Genomic DNA, 16,109 nt, shown 5'->3' with positions numbered 1-16,109 from the left:
GAGTTCCCGTTTAGCACGGACGACGGTATCCCGGACATGCTGGCGGTTCTCGACCAGGCCCAGAAAGGACATCTCCAGCACGCTGTTCACGAACATCAGCAGGATGGCGGCAGCCAGGCCGGCAAACGTGGACCAGATGGCATCGCCAAAATGGCTTACGATGGAACTGATGGCATTGGTCGTTTCCGTACCCGCATTGGCCTGCAACGCGGCTCCCATCGCAAGAATGGTGCCCAGGACCCCCGCCAGGGGATACGCTTCGATCATGGTGCGACAGATGTTGTAGCAGGTCTCGAAAAAATGCGAGTCCAGGTAGCGGCGTTTTTCATCCAGAATGTGTACGCGTTCGGAAAGCGCTTTACGGTCCGCGGGATTGGCTTTGGGATCGAGAGTCTCATTCACGTCTGCCAGGAATGCTTCGATCTGGTCGGACAAATGACCGGTGGAATCGAGCAGGCTGCGGTGTTTGAGTCCGCGTGTGAAGTCATCCAGCGATGAAGCAATGCCCCGCAAGTCGCGGCGGGACCAGACCCACAGCACCAGGAAAAAAAACAGGTGGGCGCCACAGGCCAGGGTAATGACCATTGTGGAGAGCCCGGAGAGCTGGCTTAAATACTGCGACATCTATTCCACCCGTTTGAGTAAGTGTTTCTGCTTTCCGCTGTTTCAGAGACGTATCTGCTTCCGCATGACTGAAACGGCTTCTTTTATAGAATCGATCATATTGCCCCTGATTGCTTGAAGATTCCTGAAGATATTTCGCGGCCCTGCTGCAGTTTTTCCAGTCACAACGAATATAACGAAAAAGGATGCAGACCTCCCGTGGAAGACTGCATCCCGCATCAGTTTAACGCTGATTCAGATTCAAATCAGGCTCCATATTTTTCCAGTCGTCCGGCATGCGCCATGGCCAGCCACATCAGGTATTTGGCTTCAAACTGGCCCAGTCCCCCCTGAATACATTCCGATTCGCCGAAGCTCTGGCAACCATCAAAGCGGGCGTTTTCCGCAGACAGCAGCACGGGCACGGGATGCCAGCTGTGTGCTTTCATTTTGGAAGGCGTACTGTGATCACCGGTGACGATGAGCACATCCGGGTTGAGGGCCGTGATCCGGGGGATGCAGGTATCGACTTCTTCGGTCTTGGCGACTTTCGCATCGAAGTTGCCGTCTTCCCCTGTGGAGTCGGTGTACTTGTAATGCACGAAGAAGAAATCATAGTCATCCCAGATTTTTTCCAGGCAGTCCATCTGGGATTCCAAAGTCTGACCGGCGTCCTGCACGTCCATGCTGACCAGTCGCGCCAGGCCGCGGTACATCGGATAGACGGCGATCGCTGCAGCGCGGGTGCCATACACTTCTTCGAATGTCGGGATCTCCGGCATCTTGGCGATGCCCCGCATGGTCAGCAGATTCGCGGGACGATCGTCTTTGAGAATCTCGGCAGCCTGCTTGAGGAACTCTTTGCAGTAGACGGCGGTTTTCGCAGACGCTTCGTTCTGACCGACCGGTTCCAGGGGAGGCACGCCGGTTTTCTGAGGATCCGTATCATTGATATCACCACCCAGCCCCTTGGCTCGCAGGACGATCACCAGGCGATATTCTTTGACGTGTCGTACGAAAACTTCGACGCCGGGAATTTCGATTTTGTCGAGCTTCTTGCAGAGCGCGGCGCCAACTTCACTGGGAATGCGGCCGGCACGGCGGTCGGTGATCTTGCCGTCATCATCGAGCGTACAGAAGTTGCCGCGAATGGCGACGTCATCGGGGCCCAGTTCGAAATCGATGCCCAGTGCTTCGAGCACACCGCGGCCGATATTGAATTCGAGGGGATCATAACCAAACAGTCCCAGGTGACCGGGCCCACTGCCGGGAGTGATGCCGGGAATCACAGGGATGCTGCGCCCCAGTGTTCCCTTTCTGGCCAGTGCATCCAGGTTGGGAGTGTTCGCGGTTTCCAGTTCGGTTTTTCCACCTGGCTCCAGCGGCAGGCCACCCAGTCCGTCGGAGACGAGCAGGACAATTTTGGAATCATTCTTCTTTTGCAGTTTTTTCATTAACGCGTGCAGGTCTGCCATCGAAATCTCAATACCTTATGATTGAACGTTTATAAATTCAGCGGTTCACAAATGGGAACCAGTTCTGTCAGCGGGAAGGTATACAATACAAAAATCCGCGCCGGTTGTTAAGCAGAACGCCGTGACATTCAGGGATCGGGCATCAATTGAGGTGTGTTCTGCTTTAAAACAGCGGCATCGACCCACTTCTGGAAGAAGCTCAGACTTTCCGTCGCCATCAATTCGGCACTATAGAACTGACGAACACGTTCATAGCCCTGCCGGGCCAGTTGGAGCCGATACTCCTTATCCTGGTAAAGTCGTTCCCAGGCATCTGCGAGTGCCTGCGGATCACCGGGGGGAACCAGCAGTCCTCCGGCGGTCTGCTCGATCAGTTCCGGAAAAGCACCATGGGCCGGCTGAACAACGGGTACGCCGTTCGCCAGTGCTTCCAGCACAAACAGACCTTTGGGTTCGTGATAGTCGGTCGGGACAGAGAGTACCGACAGGCTCTTGTAAAAGGCGATTTTTTCTTCGCGTGTGGCAGGGCTGCCCCAGTATTTATAGGACTCATTCAGGGCCGGCAGATGTTTTGTGGTTTCGTGAAAGTACGCTTCACTTTCTTTTCCCAGAAAACCGCCTACAGCCAGGCGGCTGTCGGGATGGGCCTGGTGAAAAATCTCAAACGCCTTCACGACATTGTGGAGCCCTTTTTCTTTACAGATCCGGGCGAAGAAGCCAATGGTAAAGGGTTCATCCGACCCATCAGCGGGAGTGCCATCATGGCCTTCCAGATTGATACCCAGCAGCACTTTATGGAAGTGTTCGACAGGGACATCCAGATAGTCCGCCATGAAAGCGCGATAATAGTCGCTGTGGACCAGCACGCCATCCACCTGCTGGACGTTACTGCGAATCAGCTCCAGCGAACGACTGCGGTAAGGTTCTCCCAGTTCTTCCAGAAAGACATCGTCCCCCTGCAGGATGCAGAACAGCGGGCCCTGGTAATGCTCCTTGATTTTTTTGATGGTACCTGAGAGTAAGGCATTACTGAGGCAGATCACATCGGGCTTGAGCTGTGATCCCAGGAACTGCGCCAGCTCTTCGATTTCCCGGCCTTCTGCTCCCTGATCCCCTTCCAGCAGTGTGACAGTCAGCGCGCCCAGTTCGTGGGCATCGTTACTGACGCCAAACTTCGTGGCCAGATTGATAATCCAGGGCGTATTGAGCCAGTGCTTCATGAAACGAGGCAGCGTCCGCCAGAGATGGGAACGATAATTCAGGTAGACATTGATGCCCCCCAGGAAGACGGGGGAGCCTGTCATATTTTCTTCATCCACCCGGATGGGGGTGTACGTGGGGATGAGCGTGGCTTCCGCGCCCTGCAGCATCATGGCGCGGGTCCAGGTGTTGTCGTGCATACAGGCACCACAGAACATCCCGGCGCCTCCCGAGGTGATGATGGCCACATGTAATTTTCGGGGTGATGGTTCTGACATAAACTCTCTGCCTGGCGGTGAGCGGGAGATCGCTTCAGGTTTGATCCAGATGGAGTGGTGCAATCTGTTGCACAAATCGTTTTAACAGAGCGGCGGCTTCCGGTGTATCATGAATAGAATGGCGAAACTCATCCAGCGACAGACCCGCGATTTTTTCGACATACTCAGGATAGCTCTTTAAGCGTCCGAGAAACGAGTCGCGATTCAGTTCCGGATGAAACTGCGTGCAGTAAATGGGGCGATCCACAAATCGGTATGCCTGGTTCTGCACACGCTCTGTCGAGGCCAGCAGTTCGGCTCCCGCCGGGAGTTCAACCACGGTATCCTCATGCCCCATCAATCCCTGCAGGATGGGTCCCGAGGGGCCAAACACCGGGTCGGCTGTGCCGGCTGATGTCAATTTAACATGATGCACGCCGAGTTCTGCTTTTTCGAGATCATGAACTACCCGGCCTCCCATGGCCCGGGCCATCGCCTGAAAGCCCCAGCAGGAGGCAAACGTCGGTTTGCGGGAGTCATGTACCAGTCGCAGACTGTCCAGGGCGACATCCAGCCAGTCCCCTTCACCGGCGGCAGAGTAATGCCCGCTGCCCCCCACCAGCACAATATCGGTTTCCAGCAGGTCATTTTCCTGCAGTGAGCCCCCCAAGAGGTCGAAGACAGCCACCTGACTTTCATCGACTTCCAGAATCTCCGCAAAACAGGATACTTCCTGTTTCAGCATGGGGTCGTCGGCGTTGCGCACCTGTAATAATAGATATCGAAGGGGTTCTAACATCAAAGTCTATTCAATCCCGTTTTCATTCCAGTCTGATTTCGGTGCACATGCCGCCATTCAGAGACGATTTCCCGCTGATGTCTACATTGTAGACCGGTGATGGTCGAAGATGTCCTGAAAACCTCAACAGCCCGGCTGGTTTCAGGGAATCAGTCTCAAGAGGCACCCTCATATCATGCTTTTCTCATATTACATTTTCTGAATCGGAAATGATATCCAGGCGGATCGAATTCATCAGATATGACAGTCTGTCAGAGTCCCAGCCCGAACTGGGCAGACATCCGGTTATTAATCAGATTTTTCGCCAGGATTTCATTTAGTATTTATATTTGCCTTGACAATTTTGACTCATCAAAAGATAATAGATCAATCAACAAAACTTGTTTTTATCTCATGCATTATCTCCTGAGAGGATTATCAGTTTTCCTTTTTTTAACCTCTTCAATGCATGATTATTCACGCCAGTCAACTCGTCTTGACTGGCGTTTTTTTTGATACATCCTTTGGCTCAACAGGGTATAATAACGGGTAACGGGTCTCGACGAACACTTCTTTTCGGAAGGAACAAGTCATGCCAAACTTCACGTTATTCAGAACCCTGTTGTGTTTCAGTCTGATTGCTCTCACACTGCCGGCGTCAGCAAAACCGGAAGCAGACCCGAGCCCGCTGGAATTAAAATCAGTCACACTCGGCCAGATCACGCCTCTGCATCGCAGGGGTCAAATCTATCTGGCCGGTCAACCCGCAAAAACTGATTTTCCCCTGATCCAGAAAGAAGGCATCAAAACAGTCGTCAATCTGCGTACAGAGAAAGAACTCGACTGGGATGAAGGCGGGTATGTGCGGATGCTGGAACTCCATTACGTGTCGATTCCGTTTCTGGCACCTGACACCCTCACGCCGGCTGTGTTTGATCAATGCCGTGCTGTGCTGAACGATCAGGCCCGGCACCCGCTGATATTGCATAGTGCGTCGGCCAATCGCGTCGGAGCCATCTGGCTCGTGCATCGCGTGTTGGACGACGATCTCGATATGGATGCCGCTCTGAAAGAGGCCCAGCAGGTCGGCCTGAGAACTCCCGGCTATATCGACCAGGCCAAAGCATATATCGCCGCGCAGAAAAAATAACTGCAAGCGATCAGGAGGAGGACAACACATTCTTGAGAATGCTGACTCCTTCTGCAACCGTGCGAAAATGGTATTCCTCTTCACTCTCATCCTCGATGGATATGTAAAGAGAAAACACGAAACCTGATTCCTCTACCTTCGCATAGACTTCCGCCAGACGAGCCTGTTTATGAAACAGATCGACTTTCAGGTACCCCGGTTCAAATGGGCTCAGATGAGCCGACATGTCTGAACTGATTTTGAGAGCCGCCTGTGCAAATTCCCTTAATGTCTGCAATTCCAGCGAGACCTCTGGTTCAAAGTCCTGATGCCAGTCTGGGGGGATCTGCCAGGTATCAGGGTTGGTATTTTTCATCGGAAGCTCAACATTCGGAATGATTACTCTGAAATAGCAGGACTTCACAATGGGTGCGTGGCGAAATAGTGGTAGCCACCTGCTGTGACAGCGATTTGATCAAAGGTAATCCGGATGAGTCCCTGCTGCAATGCGTTGATTCCAGCCAAAGCCGGATTAGCAGTACGAGCGACCGGTGGGGAACCTGCTCTGACAGACGCGAACAGAGTTGGTTGATTTCGGACGATGATTGCAGTTCAGATTGTCTATTTAGTCTCTGGCTAATCTGCCTTTGCAAACTGAGTTCAACGTAGAATGAGATAAAATGGACGGCAATCAGAATCCAGGCCGGCCAGTTATCAGCTGTACAATATTCGCATTCCAAAGCTGTTAAACATTTTTTCAAATCAGCATTCCAGTCTTTTAATGCCTGAGGATCACCGGAGAACTCCAACGGACAACGATCGCCAAATGACAGAGCAAACAATGCTCTCTGGTTCCCCGTGAAGTATTCGAACTGTATAAAACAATGGTGCTTAAGCAGCGTGTTCCAGAACAATATTTCTGCATCTGACCGATCTCTCCCAATTCCTGCCGAGTTTGCAGTGAGGGACGATTTCCAGCAGCGATCCAGACTTCATAACGGAGTGGCAGATAGCAGGAAGCAAAATGCAGAGATCGAAACAGGCGTTGAGACCAGCGTCGACTGGTGAAAAGATAATCTTCGGCCACTTTCACAAGATCACAATAACTTTCCGCCCATCCATCAGGAAGCTTACCCTGCTCCAGCAGCGCAGTTACAGGTCCCCCTGAGCCCCAAACCAGCTTTTCAAGAGAGTCATTAATCAGAACCAGCTTTCTCAGAGCCATTCACACTCCGATTTCGATGTGTGTTGTGATCCCTGAATTTGAACATGCCCTGACTTAAAACGAAATGACGGCTCCCCAAAGTTCAGATCGTATATTCGATACCAGACATCCTCCCATTGTTGTGAGCGAACATTTTCCAGAATCAAATGCGAAAACTGCAAGAGACGCAATCCCATTTCAGGAAGAATACATTCTGTTACCTTTTCCAGTTGGAATACAGCAGTGTGTTCGGGCTGTGATGTACTGGAAACAGTCATTTTTACTGTGGGAGAACGACCGTCGTGCCAGTCAATCGCAAAGCAAGACACATTTACAAAATCATACCAGGGGAAACTTTCAATCAGTTCGTCATTGATCAGAAATGTCGTTCCCGGATTCAATTGGATCATTATCAGAATCACTTTCGCCCACGCCGTTTTCGTAATGCTCGTGCTCCTGGCTCGCGCTGGTGAAGCGTCCGATAAACCGGGGGCAATACTGATATTCTCTTTGAGGTTTGAAATACTGCCCTTCGATGACCCAGTCATAAACGCCGGTCCCCACGGGATAACACGTTAAAACCCTGTTAACTGATGCCGGGCTATCCAGTCTTCCGCTTGAGCTTTTCCCGAAAAGACGCCACTGGCAAACTGCGCCGCTTCTCCATGAAATACCCAGACTGAGTCAAACTGTGGATATGATGACATGGGCACTTTCTTATCTCAGATTTATCAATTACCAGCTTACTTAAATCTACTGTAACCTGAAGATTGAATATAGAGTCTATCCCGATTTGACACTTTTTTGAATCAAGATGTTCGCGTACAAGTCGACTGAATCTCCGAAATCTTCTGATCATTGGTTAATCGTATTCAATCGATTTCCAGTCGATCATACCTTGAGCGGCGAGGCGGGTATTTTTTTCTGTTCCTTCGTCTCCGCAGTTTTTTCCCAGAGGTAGACATCCAGGGGAGGCAGATTCCATAAGACGAAGGCGCGGCTCTGGGGGGCGCCGAAACAGTCTGAGGCTAATTCACAGACATTGTTGCGAAACTGGTAAGTCACAAAGGCACCGCCGGGAGCCAGTACTTCGTGAATCGTCTGAATCAGCTGGCGGCCTTCTGTGGGTGTCATCACCGAAAAAGGGACGCCGGAGACGATCACCTCGGGGGCAGGCATGTTTTGCTGGCTCAGAATCTGTTTCAGATGCAGTGCCGAGTCTTCTACGACGGTCAGTCGGGGATCAGCGAACTCACGCAGATGTTTCACAAACCCGGAAACCACTTCCACGCCTAACAGTTGGGCTTCCGCAGGAATCGCTTTCAGCAGAGCCCTGGTGGTTTCCCCTGTCCCCGGGCCGAGTTCCACCACAGAGCGCGCGGTCTGCAGGCAGGCCAGGGAACTCAGTTTTCGCTGCAGGTAACCTGAGCTTGGTACAAATGAGGCAACCTGTAACGGGTTCTCAAAGAACCCCCGGAGAAAACAGGGAATCACTGTGGAGCGTGATCTTGAATCTTGTGCTGAAAGTTGAGTGCTGTTCATAATCTGTAACCTGGCGAGATTTTCATATTATTCAAGATTGAAACAGGAGCTCAATTGCGATGGAAGCAGTGCTCTTCTTTCAGTCACGATGATCGTTTTTCCGGCTGACCTGTTCATTTCACTTCGATTGCTGATCGCGTATCGCTTTGATCAATTCGTCTTTCTTCATTTTACTGCGGCCTTTGATGTTCATCTCTGCTGCCCGGTTCTGTAACTCGTCAACCGTGCGGTTTTCCAGGCTGGTATTGGGATTGCCTGTGCCCTGCGTAGTTTTATTGGGAGTTTTGCCGGACTGTCGTCTTTGTTTATTAACGGTTCTGGCTGCGATTTCTTCGGCTTCCTCTTCCGACCTGCCACGTTCAAGTTCGCTCTCTTTAATATGTTGATACTGTCTTTCTTCCTTGTCCGTCCATGTTGCCGGCATTGGTCCACTCCCGTTAAGAGTTAACTCTATTCTAGCGAAACTGGTTAAGCTGATCCATTATGGGAATCGACATAGCTTTTCACGAACTCAACCAGTTCGGGTTTGTGACATTGAAACCCCATTTCTTTTGCTTTCTGAAGAGTCTGTTCTCCTGATTTTCCCTGTTCGACTGCCAGGTTCATCATCGCTGCTGCACCGGCGCGCTTGCCGCTTTTACAGTGCGCAAAAATGGGTTTGGGAAGCGAATCATATTTTTCGCGAAACTGATCAATCTGGGCGTCATTCAGAGAATTCATCGACATCGGAATATGCAGGTATTCCATCCCCGCTTCGTGGACGATTTCATCTTCCGCCAGGGGAGAAATTGGCTGATCCTGCTCGTGTGGTGCACGGAAGTTGACGATCGTCTTAAAACCTTCCTTACCAAACTCATAAATCTCCTGTCTGTCAGGCTGGGGACCGACGGTGATTTCCTCATTGATTTTCGTTGTGCCTTGCATGTTAATCTCCCTTTCTTAGAGAACGATGTCTTAGAGAATGGTTGATTCCTTATATTCTGCATCAACTGAGAAAACGCAAAATTCATGCCAGTAATGGCTCTGCTGGCATATTTTCTCAGAAGCTGTGTACACAACTTGCTATTTCAGTATCTTATTCATCATATCTGTGAGAAGTGATCGATCAACCACCAGACTGGTTGTCAGGCTGCCTCTCAAAAAAAAATTTTGAGTTTTTTGTGATATAATCGATTCTAATACGCCTTCACTAAAGGTATGTCATTTTGTGACTGCGATCTGCAAGTCTATAAAATGACTTTAAAATTGTCGTTCTGTTTTTACGGAGAGTCCTCTCATGCGGTACAAGATTTTACTGGTAATGATTTCCGGGATATTCCTGCAGGCGATGCAACACGCCGGCGCCGCACCTCTGGCGGAAGAATACCTCACCCAGGGGAAGTTGACTGAGGGGGCCGAAGCGATCCGGTCAGAGTTAAAGAAGTCGCCGGAAAATGATGAGGCACGCTTCGGGCTGGGGGTCATTCAATTCTTTCAGTCGTTCGAACATCTGGGTTCAAGCCTGTATGATAACGGTCTGCGGGTGCGCGGTGCTTTTGGAAATCTACCCGGCCCCTTGAGTAATATTCTCACGCAAAATCCCGACCCTGAAACTGTTTCCTATGCAGATGTGCGTCAGATAATTCAGACGTGGGTCAATGATTTAAATGAAGCAGAGAAAACCCTGTCTGCGGTGAAAGATTCCGATGTGAAACTGCCTCTGCATGTGGGCTTGATTAAAGTCGATCTGTTTGGCACGGGCAAGCCAGTCAGTGCCGAATTCCTGCTGGGACAGATGGGATCTCCCGCGCAGCAACAGGCTGCCGAAAAGTTTCTGATCCGTTTTGATCGCGGTGATGCAGACTGGCTGGCAGGTTACTGTAATTTTCTGTGCGCCTGGGGGGAAGTTCTGCTGGCGGTTGACGGGCAGGAGATGTTCAACTGCACGGCACATCTGTTTTTTGAAAAGGTGGAGACGCCTTACCTGTTTCTGATGGAGGGGAGTCGAAACCTGAACGACCTCCGTCGATTTGACCGTCCCTTGATCTCCGACATACTGGCGTTCATCCACCTCTGGCGATTTGAACTGAAGGAACCGGACCGGATGAAAGTGGCCCTGTCGCATCTGGAAGATATGCAGCAACATGCGAAATCCATGTGGAAACATTATCTTGCGGAAACCGATAACGAAAATGAATGGATTCCCAACCCGCAGCAGACCGGCGTACTGGAAATTGAAGTAACGCAGGAGATGGTGGATACCTGGCTGGCGGTGCTGGATGAAACCGGGCTGGTACTGCAGGGGAAAAAGCTGATTCCCTTCTGGCGCGGCACACCGGGAACCCAGGGAGTGAATCTGCGGCGTGTCTTTACCGAGCCTCGTGAGATCGATCCGTTTCTCTGGTTCCAGGGAACCGCGGCAGCACCTTATCTGGAAAAAGGAACGATCACCGATTTTGCAACACCGGAAATGTGGGGCCGCATTAATAATACTTTTGGCCGTCGTAATTTTTTCACGATGGCGTTCTGGTTTAATTAAGCTGAATGATCGGAAGCCGCGATTTCCAGACATTCATCAAACAGCTGCGTAAGTTCTCGACTGTCGAAACCAGAACCGATGGCAACGATGCGGGTGCGCGGCGGTCGCGTGCCCCAGTCGTCGAGCGGCGTCAGTTCCGTTCGACGACCGACGGCCTGCAGTGCATATCGTTTCTCCGGGACCTCGCTGCAGTAGACGATACCTTTACAGCGATAGAGGGAGGCGGGCAGTTTGCGGCGCACCATCTCCTGCAGATGTCCGCTGGAGAAGGGCTGATCTGATTCGTAGCTCCACGTTTCAAACACCTGACTGGCGGCGGCATGTTTCTGCGGAGCAGTTTCGCGCATCGATTTCTGCTTCTGTGACTCCAGATGAGCCGGATCAAACCGCCCCACAGCCAGCAGCACTTCCAGCGGAACTTCGCAGCGCTCTGCATTGACGATTCGAATTCGCTGCAGATGCTGACCAATCCATTCGTGGATCACTTCCAGATGCGTGGGTCCCACCAGATCGACTTTATTCAGCAGCACCATGTCCGCAAAGCCGATCTGCCGCAGTTTGAGCGCGGTCAGTTCTTCATTGTCGGCGTGTGTAAAAATCGCTTCGGCATCAACGACGCAGGTAATGCTGTCCAGCCGCAACAGCTTTTCATAGCGGGCATTCAGGAATGTCATCACCACACCTTCAGGGTCGGCGACGCCGCTCGCCTCCAGAATCACGTAGTCGATCACATCCTCGCGGGTCAGCAACTGTTCCAGCGAATTAACCAGGTCATCGCGAATTTCACAACAGATACAGCCGTTGGTGAGATTGATCGTATTCTCTTCCACCCCTTCCACCAGCTCTGCATCGATGTTGATCGCGCCGAAGTCATTGACCAGCACCCCTACCCGCAGACCGTGATCACCGTTGAGAATGCGATTCAGGAGTGTTGTTTTACCCGCACCCAGAAATCCGGTCAGCAGCGTGACCGGTACGGGATCGCGGCCTTCAATTTCAATCGACTCCAGCCGCGGGGCCGGCGCGAGTATCGGACGTTCGTCTTCAGTCATTCAACTGCTCTCCGAGAATGAAACACGTCATTCAAAAATCAGAACGTGTCTGTGATACGACCTTACATTATTACTTGTCATTGTCGACTTTGATGCCACGTGCTTCGAGCATCTCGCGTGGATTGAGTGTGATGCCTGGCCATTTCTGAACCGGTTTGCGATACGCATCGGGGGGATAATAGAGTTTGGGATCAATTTCCAGATCCCGCAGAAACTGCTCCTGCTGTTTTTCACGAGGCAGTCGCGGGGTAGGCAATGTGATTTCCGCTGGCAGTTTTTCGCCTGGCTTCAGCAGCCAGCGCGGATCCATCGAGGCAGGGGCAGCGCCATCGGGCAGCAGTGCTTCGCGGGACCAGATCGCATCTTTGGTCACGTTGATGACCTGCACATCGGGTCCGCCGAACATGAACAGTCCATCCCAGTTGGAGCGGACTTCCGCCGTCGATTCTGCTTCGAGGGCGGGACCCGCATATTCATAATGACAGATGGCCGCCATGCGAGGCTGCGTCTGCTTGAACAGATAGCCGGCGGCGTAATACATGGTATGAAAAATGTCGATCGTATATTCCCAGAGTTCCGCGGGCGCGCCCAGTTTCATCGAGGAGAGCTGCGGGACATCAATGGTGCCTTCAGAGACGAAGACGTCTACGCCTTTCCCGTACTTGGCCGAGAGCTCATCTGGGCGTCCATCCCCGGTCCAGACAAAGGAGAGCCCGGCGTCTTCCCAGTCGAGTCGATAGGCGGAGGCGCCGTCTTTCACATGCGAGCGCGGCCAGTGACGTACCTTCACGCCGTCTTTGTCGTAGCAGAGGCCGTTCTCTTCTTTCCAGTCGAACTCGGTGACTTCGATCTCCATACCATCCCCAATGGGACACGCATTGAAGTTCTCTTCATGCCAGCGATTCATTTCACGCATATGCTTGACCATGTGCTTGATGCCCAGTTCAGGAGTTCGGCCTGAAGGACCATAGACTCGCAGCGGCGTATAACCGCCAGAGAAAGCGCGGAAGGGATAAAAGTAAGGCAGATCGGCAAAGTGATCGGAGTGCAGATGGCTGATGAAGATGTCATTGATCAGCGGCGCGGGGACCTGCATGGCGATGGCATTCGAGATACTGCCGTTGCCCAGGTCGAAGAAGAACCGGCGGGGTTGCGATTCACCATTGCCCAGTTCCACCAGAATCGAAGTTCCCGACTGCAGACGCGTGGGAGGCCAGGGAGTACTGCCTAGAAAGGAAATCCGCATTTCGTTTTTCGGCAGGATTTCTGTGCCCGGCATATACACGTTGCGATTTTTGATGGCAGGCCAGGGCTTGTAATAGTCGGGCAGACTGATCCCGCCGCCCGGACGCGCGCCGTACGGGTTCTTCATTTCACAATCACCGTCCGCCGCCGAGGCCATGCCGGGAACAGACGCCGCCAGCCCCGCTCCCACGGCAGCGGCACTTCCTTTGAGAAAATTGCGGCGGCCCTGTTCGTTTCCTGCTGGTTTGTCCTGATTCTTATCGTCTTGCGTCAAGGCTCTCTCCTCAGTCGGTTGGTTTGATCTCGGTTAGTTTGATCTCTGTTTGTGTTACGTATTGAACATCCCGGAATAACAGGTTTTTCCTGATTGATGAAACGGGAATCAACAAAGACAGGTGAAAATGAATGCGAAACGCAAGCGGGGGGGATAGATCGATTAATGTGAAAGAACACGTAACAATTGTATCGGCTCTCTGAATGTGACGCCAAGAGTTTCTTTGCGATTTTGAGATATCACACAGATCTGAGATTCAACAAATACGTAAGATCTCTATTTCTCTCCTGATTGATTTTAAAGTAAAGCCAGCCACTGATTTGTTGCCGATCTGTTTGAATTCGGCAGTCCTGGTTTGAAGCCCCTTTGGAACATAAGTATATTTGCCTGTGTAAACAACGTTTTTCTATTCTCAAAAAATTAAACAATGTGAGTTTTCATTAATATCTGTCACTACTGAGTACTGGAATGCGGGATGATTAAAATTGACTTTAGAGTATTACTGAAATGCTATCCTGGTGAAGTTCTGTTTTATGCTGTCGGCGTGATTGTGGGGATCGCTCTGCTGACGGTTTCCACTGCGCTCGGGGGAATTATAGCTGGGGTCGCCCTGGCGGCCGGATTTATGAATACCTATACCTGGAAGAGTCACTTTGCCAGTGGTGCGTTGATGCCGGCCGTTGTTGTGAATCCGGACAAAAACCTGATTGCTGTTCTGGCTGATATGAACGCCCAGGGGGGCAGACCTTACCTGATGCTGAAAATTGCGAAACGTCCCATTAAAAGCGCGACCGGAGCACCTTTCAAAAAAGGTTCTAAACTCGCGACAGTCACTACGTTCCACAATACGAACCTCATTGACAAAAAACGCTGGACTGATATCAACCCGATCGTCGTCAACTGTGCGACCGGTAACCGCAAAACGATCAAACGCGCGATCAATGCCATCGATGAAGAAGAGTGGGATGATTTAATGCGGGCAGTAAAAAAGATGAAACAACCAATGAAACCGGGAATCTATCCGGTCTGATCTCAACAAAACGATTGGGGAACCCAATCCGAAAGGGGACGATTGATGCGTGCTCAGCCAATGATTGTTGTGAATGATGTGGAAGCCAGCAGCAGCTGGTATCAACGTTTGCTGAATGTCAAAAGCGGGCATGGCGGAGCCGAATACGAACAGTTGATGAATGGCGAGGGGACACTCATCCTGCAACTGCATTTATGGGACACACACGAACATCCGTTTCTGGGTGACCCTGATGCACTGAAGGGGAACGGGGCCCTGCTCTGGTTTGAAATTGATGATTTTGAAGACGCTGTCCGGCGGGCTACAGATCTGAAAGCGGAAATACTCGAGGGTCCGCTGGTCAATCCCAATGCGCAACATCGAGAACTCTGGATCCGCGATCCGGACGGCTATACGATTGTGCTGGCGACGAAGTATGGGGATCTGTAAGTGATTCCCGAAAAATGATTCCCCACCCCTGCCAGAAATGACGGTAAGAACTATAATCGCCGTGTATTGAAAAGAAACATGGTTCCTGCGCGGCTTCATGTTTCTCTTCACGATGATTCTGCAAACCAGGGAATGGAAGTCCATGACTCAACAAATCACGTCCGAAATAATTGACTCCTTCACCAGCCAGCTGGAAGAACACCCGATCTACGAAGCGATTGCCACGCTGGAAGATCTGCAGCGGTTTATGGAACACCATGTCTACTCGGTCTGGGATTTCATGTCGCTGGTCAAGCACCTGCAAGGTGTAATCGCACCCACGGGTGCACCGTGGCTGCCTCGCGGTGATGCCAGCGTGCGGCGGTTTATTAATGAGATCGTGCTGGAAGAAGAATGCGACGAAACTTCCGACGGCGAATTTTCCAGTCACTTCGAACTCTACCAGACCGCGATGACCGAAGTCGGCGCCAGCACGCAGACCCTGCAGGAATTCATCAAAATCGTCGATCAACGGGGAATCGAAGCGGCACTGTAGTTTCCCAGACTGCCCGAGCCATCGCGTCAATTCACGACCCAGACATTTGCGTTCATCGCGGACGGGGCGCCACATAAAATCGCTGCCGCCTTCGCACTGGGTCGCGAACATATCATTCCCGGCATGTTCCGCTCCATTCTGAAACAGACGGGCGTCACCGCGCAGCAGGCACCTGTGTTTCACTTCTATCTGAATCGACACGTCGAACTGGACGGCGACTTCCACGCCCCGCTTTCACTGCGACTGCTCAATGGACTGTGTGACAATGACCCGGTGAAAATCCAGGAAGCCATCTCCGCAGCGCAGGCCGCAGTCGAAGCCAGACTACGTTTGTGGGATGGTGTTCTGGAGAGTATTCAGGCGAAGGTGTGAAAGGACTTTTCGCATAAGAAACAAAGAGACCTGATTCTTTTTATATTCAACTTTGAACAACAGGAAGTATTGTTATGGACTTGGGTTTATTTGAATTCGGAAATTCCGCTGCCTTTGTGACCTTCATATTTGCAGTGTGTGGGTTCATTTACGGCGGTAATGCTTTGAAAAAAATCAACCGATTAGAAGAAAAACTGGCGGAACTGAAATTGGAACAGCGGGTCTCAGACCTGGAAAACAAGTCAGCGTAAACAAGAGTCTTATTCACTTCTCTTTCATTCGGTATTCAACAATGACTTATCCAGCATTCAAAGCAGCGCTCGCCCACGTCGCTCCTGTATTTCTGAATAAAGACGCGACGGTCGAAAAAGCCTGTTCGCTGATTCGTGAAGCCGCGCGGAACGGGGCACAGATCATCGTGTTTCCCGAAACGGATATCCAAGGTGCTCGCGCGATTGCTGAACGG

The 16,109-nt window shown here is 51.4% G+C and carries 18 protein-coding genes and 1 pseudogene; 7 read left to right on the top strand and 12 right to left on the bottom strand.

What is annotated here, in order from left to right; genetic code table 11:
* The 4 genes from AACZ40_RS21870 to AACZ40_RS21855 form a co-directional block, all read right to left on the bottom strand.
* The coding region (locus AACZ40_RS21870; protein WP_339675836.1) for a MotA/TolQ/ExbB proton channel family protein at positions 1–624 on the bottom strand (624 nt) is incomplete at its 3' end.
* Between the two features lie 245 nt (positions 625–869).
* Entirely contained in the window at positions 870–2,078 is a 1,209-nt protein-coding gene (locus AACZ40_RS21865; protein ID WP_291176174.1) for a 2,3-bisphosphoglycerate-independent phosphoglycerate mutase, read from the bottom strand.
* Positions 2,079–2,206: 128 nt separating this feature from the next.
* Positions 2,207–3,556 carry a glycosyltransferase family 4 protein gene (locus tag AACZ40_RS21860; protein WP_291176171.1) on the bottom strand — a complete coding sequence of 450 codons (1,350 nt, stop codon included), beginning with the start codon at positions 3,554–3,556 and terminating at the stop codon, positions 2,207–2,209.
* Positions 3,557–3,590: 34 nt separating this feature from the next.
* A complete protein-coding gene (locus AACZ40_RS21855) occupies positions 3,591–4,334 on the bottom strand; it encodes a type 1 glutamine amidotransferase (RefSeq protein ID WP_291176168.1) in 744 nt (247 codons plus the stop codon).
* Between the two features lie 571 nt (positions 4,335–4,905).
* On the opposite strand from AACZ40_RS21855, the gene AACZ40_RS21850 reads away from it, so the two are divergent.
* A complete protein-coding gene (locus AACZ40_RS21850; RefSeq protein ID WP_291176165.1) occupies positions 4,906–5,463 on the top strand; it encodes a hypothetical protein in 558 nt (185 codons plus the stop codon).
* A gap of 10 nt (positions 5,464–5,473) precedes the next feature.
* On the opposite strand, the gene AACZ40_RS21845 is transcribed toward AACZ40_RS21850, so the two are convergent.
* The 6 genes from AACZ40_RS21845 to AACZ40_RS21820 all read right to left on the bottom strand — a co-directional run bounded on the left by AACZ40_RS21845 (position 5,474) and on the right by AACZ40_RS21820 (position 9,112).
* Positions 5,474–5,818 (bottom strand): hypothetical protein, encoded by a 345-nt coding sequence (locus AACZ40_RS21845; RefSeq protein WP_291176163.1) that lies wholly within the window; start codon positions 5,816–5,818, stop codon positions 5,474–5,476.
* A gap of 402 nt (positions 5,819–6,220) precedes the next feature.
* Positions 6,221–6,667 carry a hypothetical protein gene (locus tag AACZ40_RS21840; protein ID WP_291176160.1) on the bottom strand — a complete coding sequence of 149 codons (447 nt, stop codon included), beginning with the start codon at positions 6,665–6,667 and terminating at the stop codon, positions 6,221–6,223.
* A gap of 554 nt (positions 6,668–7,221) precedes the next feature.
* Positions 7,222–7,353, bottom strand: a complete 132-nt coding sequence (locus AACZ40_RS21835; protein WP_291176157.1) for a hypothetical protein — start codon at positions 7,351–7,353, stop codon at positions 7,222–7,224.
* A gap of 184 nt (positions 7,354–7,537) precedes the next feature.
* A complete protein-coding gene (locus AACZ40_RS21830) occupies positions 7,538–8,188 on the bottom strand; it encodes a methyltransferase domain-containing protein (RefSeq protein ID WP_291176154.1) in 651 nt (216 codons plus the stop codon).
* 118 nt (positions 8,189–8,306) lie between these two features.
* Positions 8,307–8,612: a Rho termination factor N-terminal domain-containing protein gene (locus AACZ40_RS21825; protein ID WP_291176152.1), complete on the bottom strand. Its 306-nt coding sequence runs from the start codon at positions 8,610–8,612 to the stop codon at positions 8,307–8,309.
* 44 nt (positions 8,613–8,656) lie between these two features.
* On the bottom strand, positions 8,657–9,112 hold the full coding sequence (locus tag AACZ40_RS21820; protein WP_291176149.1) for a protein tyrosine phosphatase family protein: 456 nt from the start codon (positions 9,110–9,112) through the stop codon (positions 8,657–8,659).
* A 352-nt stretch (positions 9,113–9,464) separates the two neighbouring features.
* On the opposite strand from AACZ40_RS21820, the gene AACZ40_RS21815 reads away from it, so the two are divergent.
* A complete protein-coding gene (locus AACZ40_RS21815) occupies positions 9,465–10,706 on the top strand; it encodes a hypothetical protein (protein WP_291176146.1) in 1,242 nt (413 codons plus the stop codon).
* Here AACZ40_RS21815 and AACZ40_RS21810 read toward each other — a convergent pair.
* A complete protein-coding gene (locus AACZ40_RS21810; protein WP_291176143.1) occupies positions 10,703–11,758 on the bottom strand; it encodes a GTP-binding protein in 1,056 nt (351 codons plus the stop codon). The two genes, AACZ40_RS21815 and AACZ40_RS21810, sit on opposite strands and share 4 nt — an antisense overlap.
* 70 nt (positions 11,759–11,828) lie before the next feature.
* A complete protein-coding gene (gntH, locus tag AACZ40_RS21805) occupies positions 11,829–13,277 on the bottom strand; it encodes a guanitoxin biosynthesis MBL fold metallo-hydrolase GntH (RefSeq protein WP_291176140.1) in 1,449 nt (482 codons plus the stop codon).
* 475 nt (positions 13,278–13,752) lie between these two features.
* On the opposite strand from gntH, the gene AACZ40_RS21800 reads away from it, so the two are divergent.
* The 5 genes and pseudogenes from AACZ40_RS21800 to AACZ40_RS21780 form a co-directional block, all read left to right on the top strand.
* Positions 13,753–14,307: a DUF3239 domain-containing protein gene (locus AACZ40_RS21800; RefSeq protein WP_291176137.1), complete on the top strand. Its 555-nt coding sequence runs from the start codon at positions 13,753–13,755 to the stop codon at positions 14,305–14,307.
* Between the two features lie 45 nt (positions 14,308–14,352).
* On the top strand, positions 14,353–14,736 hold the full coding sequence (locus tag AACZ40_RS21795) for a VOC family protein (protein WP_291176134.1): 384 nt from the start codon (positions 14,353–14,355) through the stop codon (positions 14,734–14,736).
* A 97-nt stretch (positions 14,737–14,833) separates the two neighbouring features.
* Positions 14,834–15,643: pseudogene (locus AACZ40_RS21790) on the top strand (DUF3050 domain-containing protein).
* A gap of 74 nt (positions 15,644–15,717) precedes the next feature.
* On the top strand, positions 15,718–15,894 hold the full coding sequence (locus tag AACZ40_RS21785; protein WP_291176128.1) for a hypothetical protein: 177 nt from the start codon (positions 15,718–15,720) through the stop codon (positions 15,892–15,894).
* Between the two features lie 41 nt (positions 15,895–15,935).
* On the top strand, positions 15,936–16,109 hold a 174-nt coding region (locus AACZ40_RS21780), incomplete at its 3' end, for a nitrilase-related carbon-nitrogen hydrolase (protein WP_339675838.1).

The sequence above is a fragment of the uncultured Gimesia sp. genome, assembly GCF_963972345.1.
Taxonomy (GTDB): domain Bacteria; phylum Planctomycetota; class Planctomycetia; order Planctomycetales; family Planctomycetaceae; genus Gimesia.
The sequence above is the reverse complement of the archived record's forward strand: the minus strand, read 5'-3'. Positions and strand labels throughout refer to the sequence as shown.

Excerpts from the sequence above, each read along its gene's own strand:
- AACZ40_RS21865 (WP_291176174.1), bottom strand. The coding sequence starts at position 2,078 with ATGGCAGACCTGCACGCGTTAATGAAAAAACTGCAAAAGAAGAATGAT.
- AACZ40_RS21860 (WP_291176171.1), bottom strand. The coding sequence starts at position 3,556 with ATGTCAGAACCATCACCCCGAAAATTACATGTGGCCATCATCACCTCG.
- AACZ40_RS21855 (WP_291176168.1), bottom strand. The coding sequence starts at position 4,334 with ATGTTAGAACCCCTTCGATATCTATTATTACAGGTGCGCAACGCCGAC.
- AACZ40_RS21850 (WP_291176165.1), top strand. The coding sequence starts at position 4,906 with ATGCCAAACTTCACGTTATTCAGAACCCTGTTGTGTTTCAGTCTGATT.
- AACZ40_RS21845 (WP_291176163.1), bottom strand. The coding sequence starts at position 5,818 with ATGAAAAATACCAACCCTGATACCTGGCAGATCCCCCCAGACTGGCAT.
- AACZ40_RS21840 (WP_291176160.1), bottom strand. The coding sequence starts at position 6,667 with ATGGCTCTGAGAAAGCTGGTTCTGATTAATGACTCTCTTGAAAAGCTG.
- AACZ40_RS21835 (WP_291176157.1), bottom strand. The coding sequence starts at position 7,353 with ATGTCATCATATCCACAGTTTGACTCAGTCTGGGTATTTCATGGAGAA.
- AACZ40_RS21830 (WP_291176154.1), bottom strand. The coding sequence starts at position 8,188 with ATGAACAGCACTCAACTTTCAGCACAAGATTCAAGATCACGCTCCACA.
- AACZ40_RS21825 (WP_291176152.1), bottom strand. The coding sequence starts at position 8,612 with ATGCCGGCAACATGGACGGACAAGGAAGAAAGACAGTATCAACATATT.
- AACZ40_RS21820 (WP_291176149.1), bottom strand. The coding sequence starts at position 9,112 with ATGCAAGGCACAACGAAAATCAATGAGGAAATCACCGTCGGTCCCCAG.
- AACZ40_RS21815 (WP_291176146.1), top strand. The coding sequence starts at position 9,465 with ATGCGGTACAAGATTTTACTGGTAATGATTTCCGGGATATTCCTGCAG.
- AACZ40_RS21810 (WP_291176143.1), bottom strand. The coding sequence starts at position 11,758 with ATGACTGAAGACGAACGTCCGATACTCGCGCCGGCCCCGCGGCTGGAG.
- AACZ40_RS21800 (WP_291176137.1), top strand. The coding sequence starts at position 13,753 with ATGATTAAAATTGACTTTAGAGTATTACTGAAATGCTATCCTGGTGAA.
- AACZ40_RS21795 (WP_291176134.1), top strand. The coding sequence starts at position 14,353 with ATGCGTGCTCAGCCAATGATTGTTGTGAATGATGTGGAAGCCAGCAGC.
- AACZ40_RS21785 (WP_291176128.1), top strand. The coding sequence starts at position 15,718 with ATGGACTTGGGTTTATTTGAATTCGGAAATTCCGCTGCCTTTGTGACC.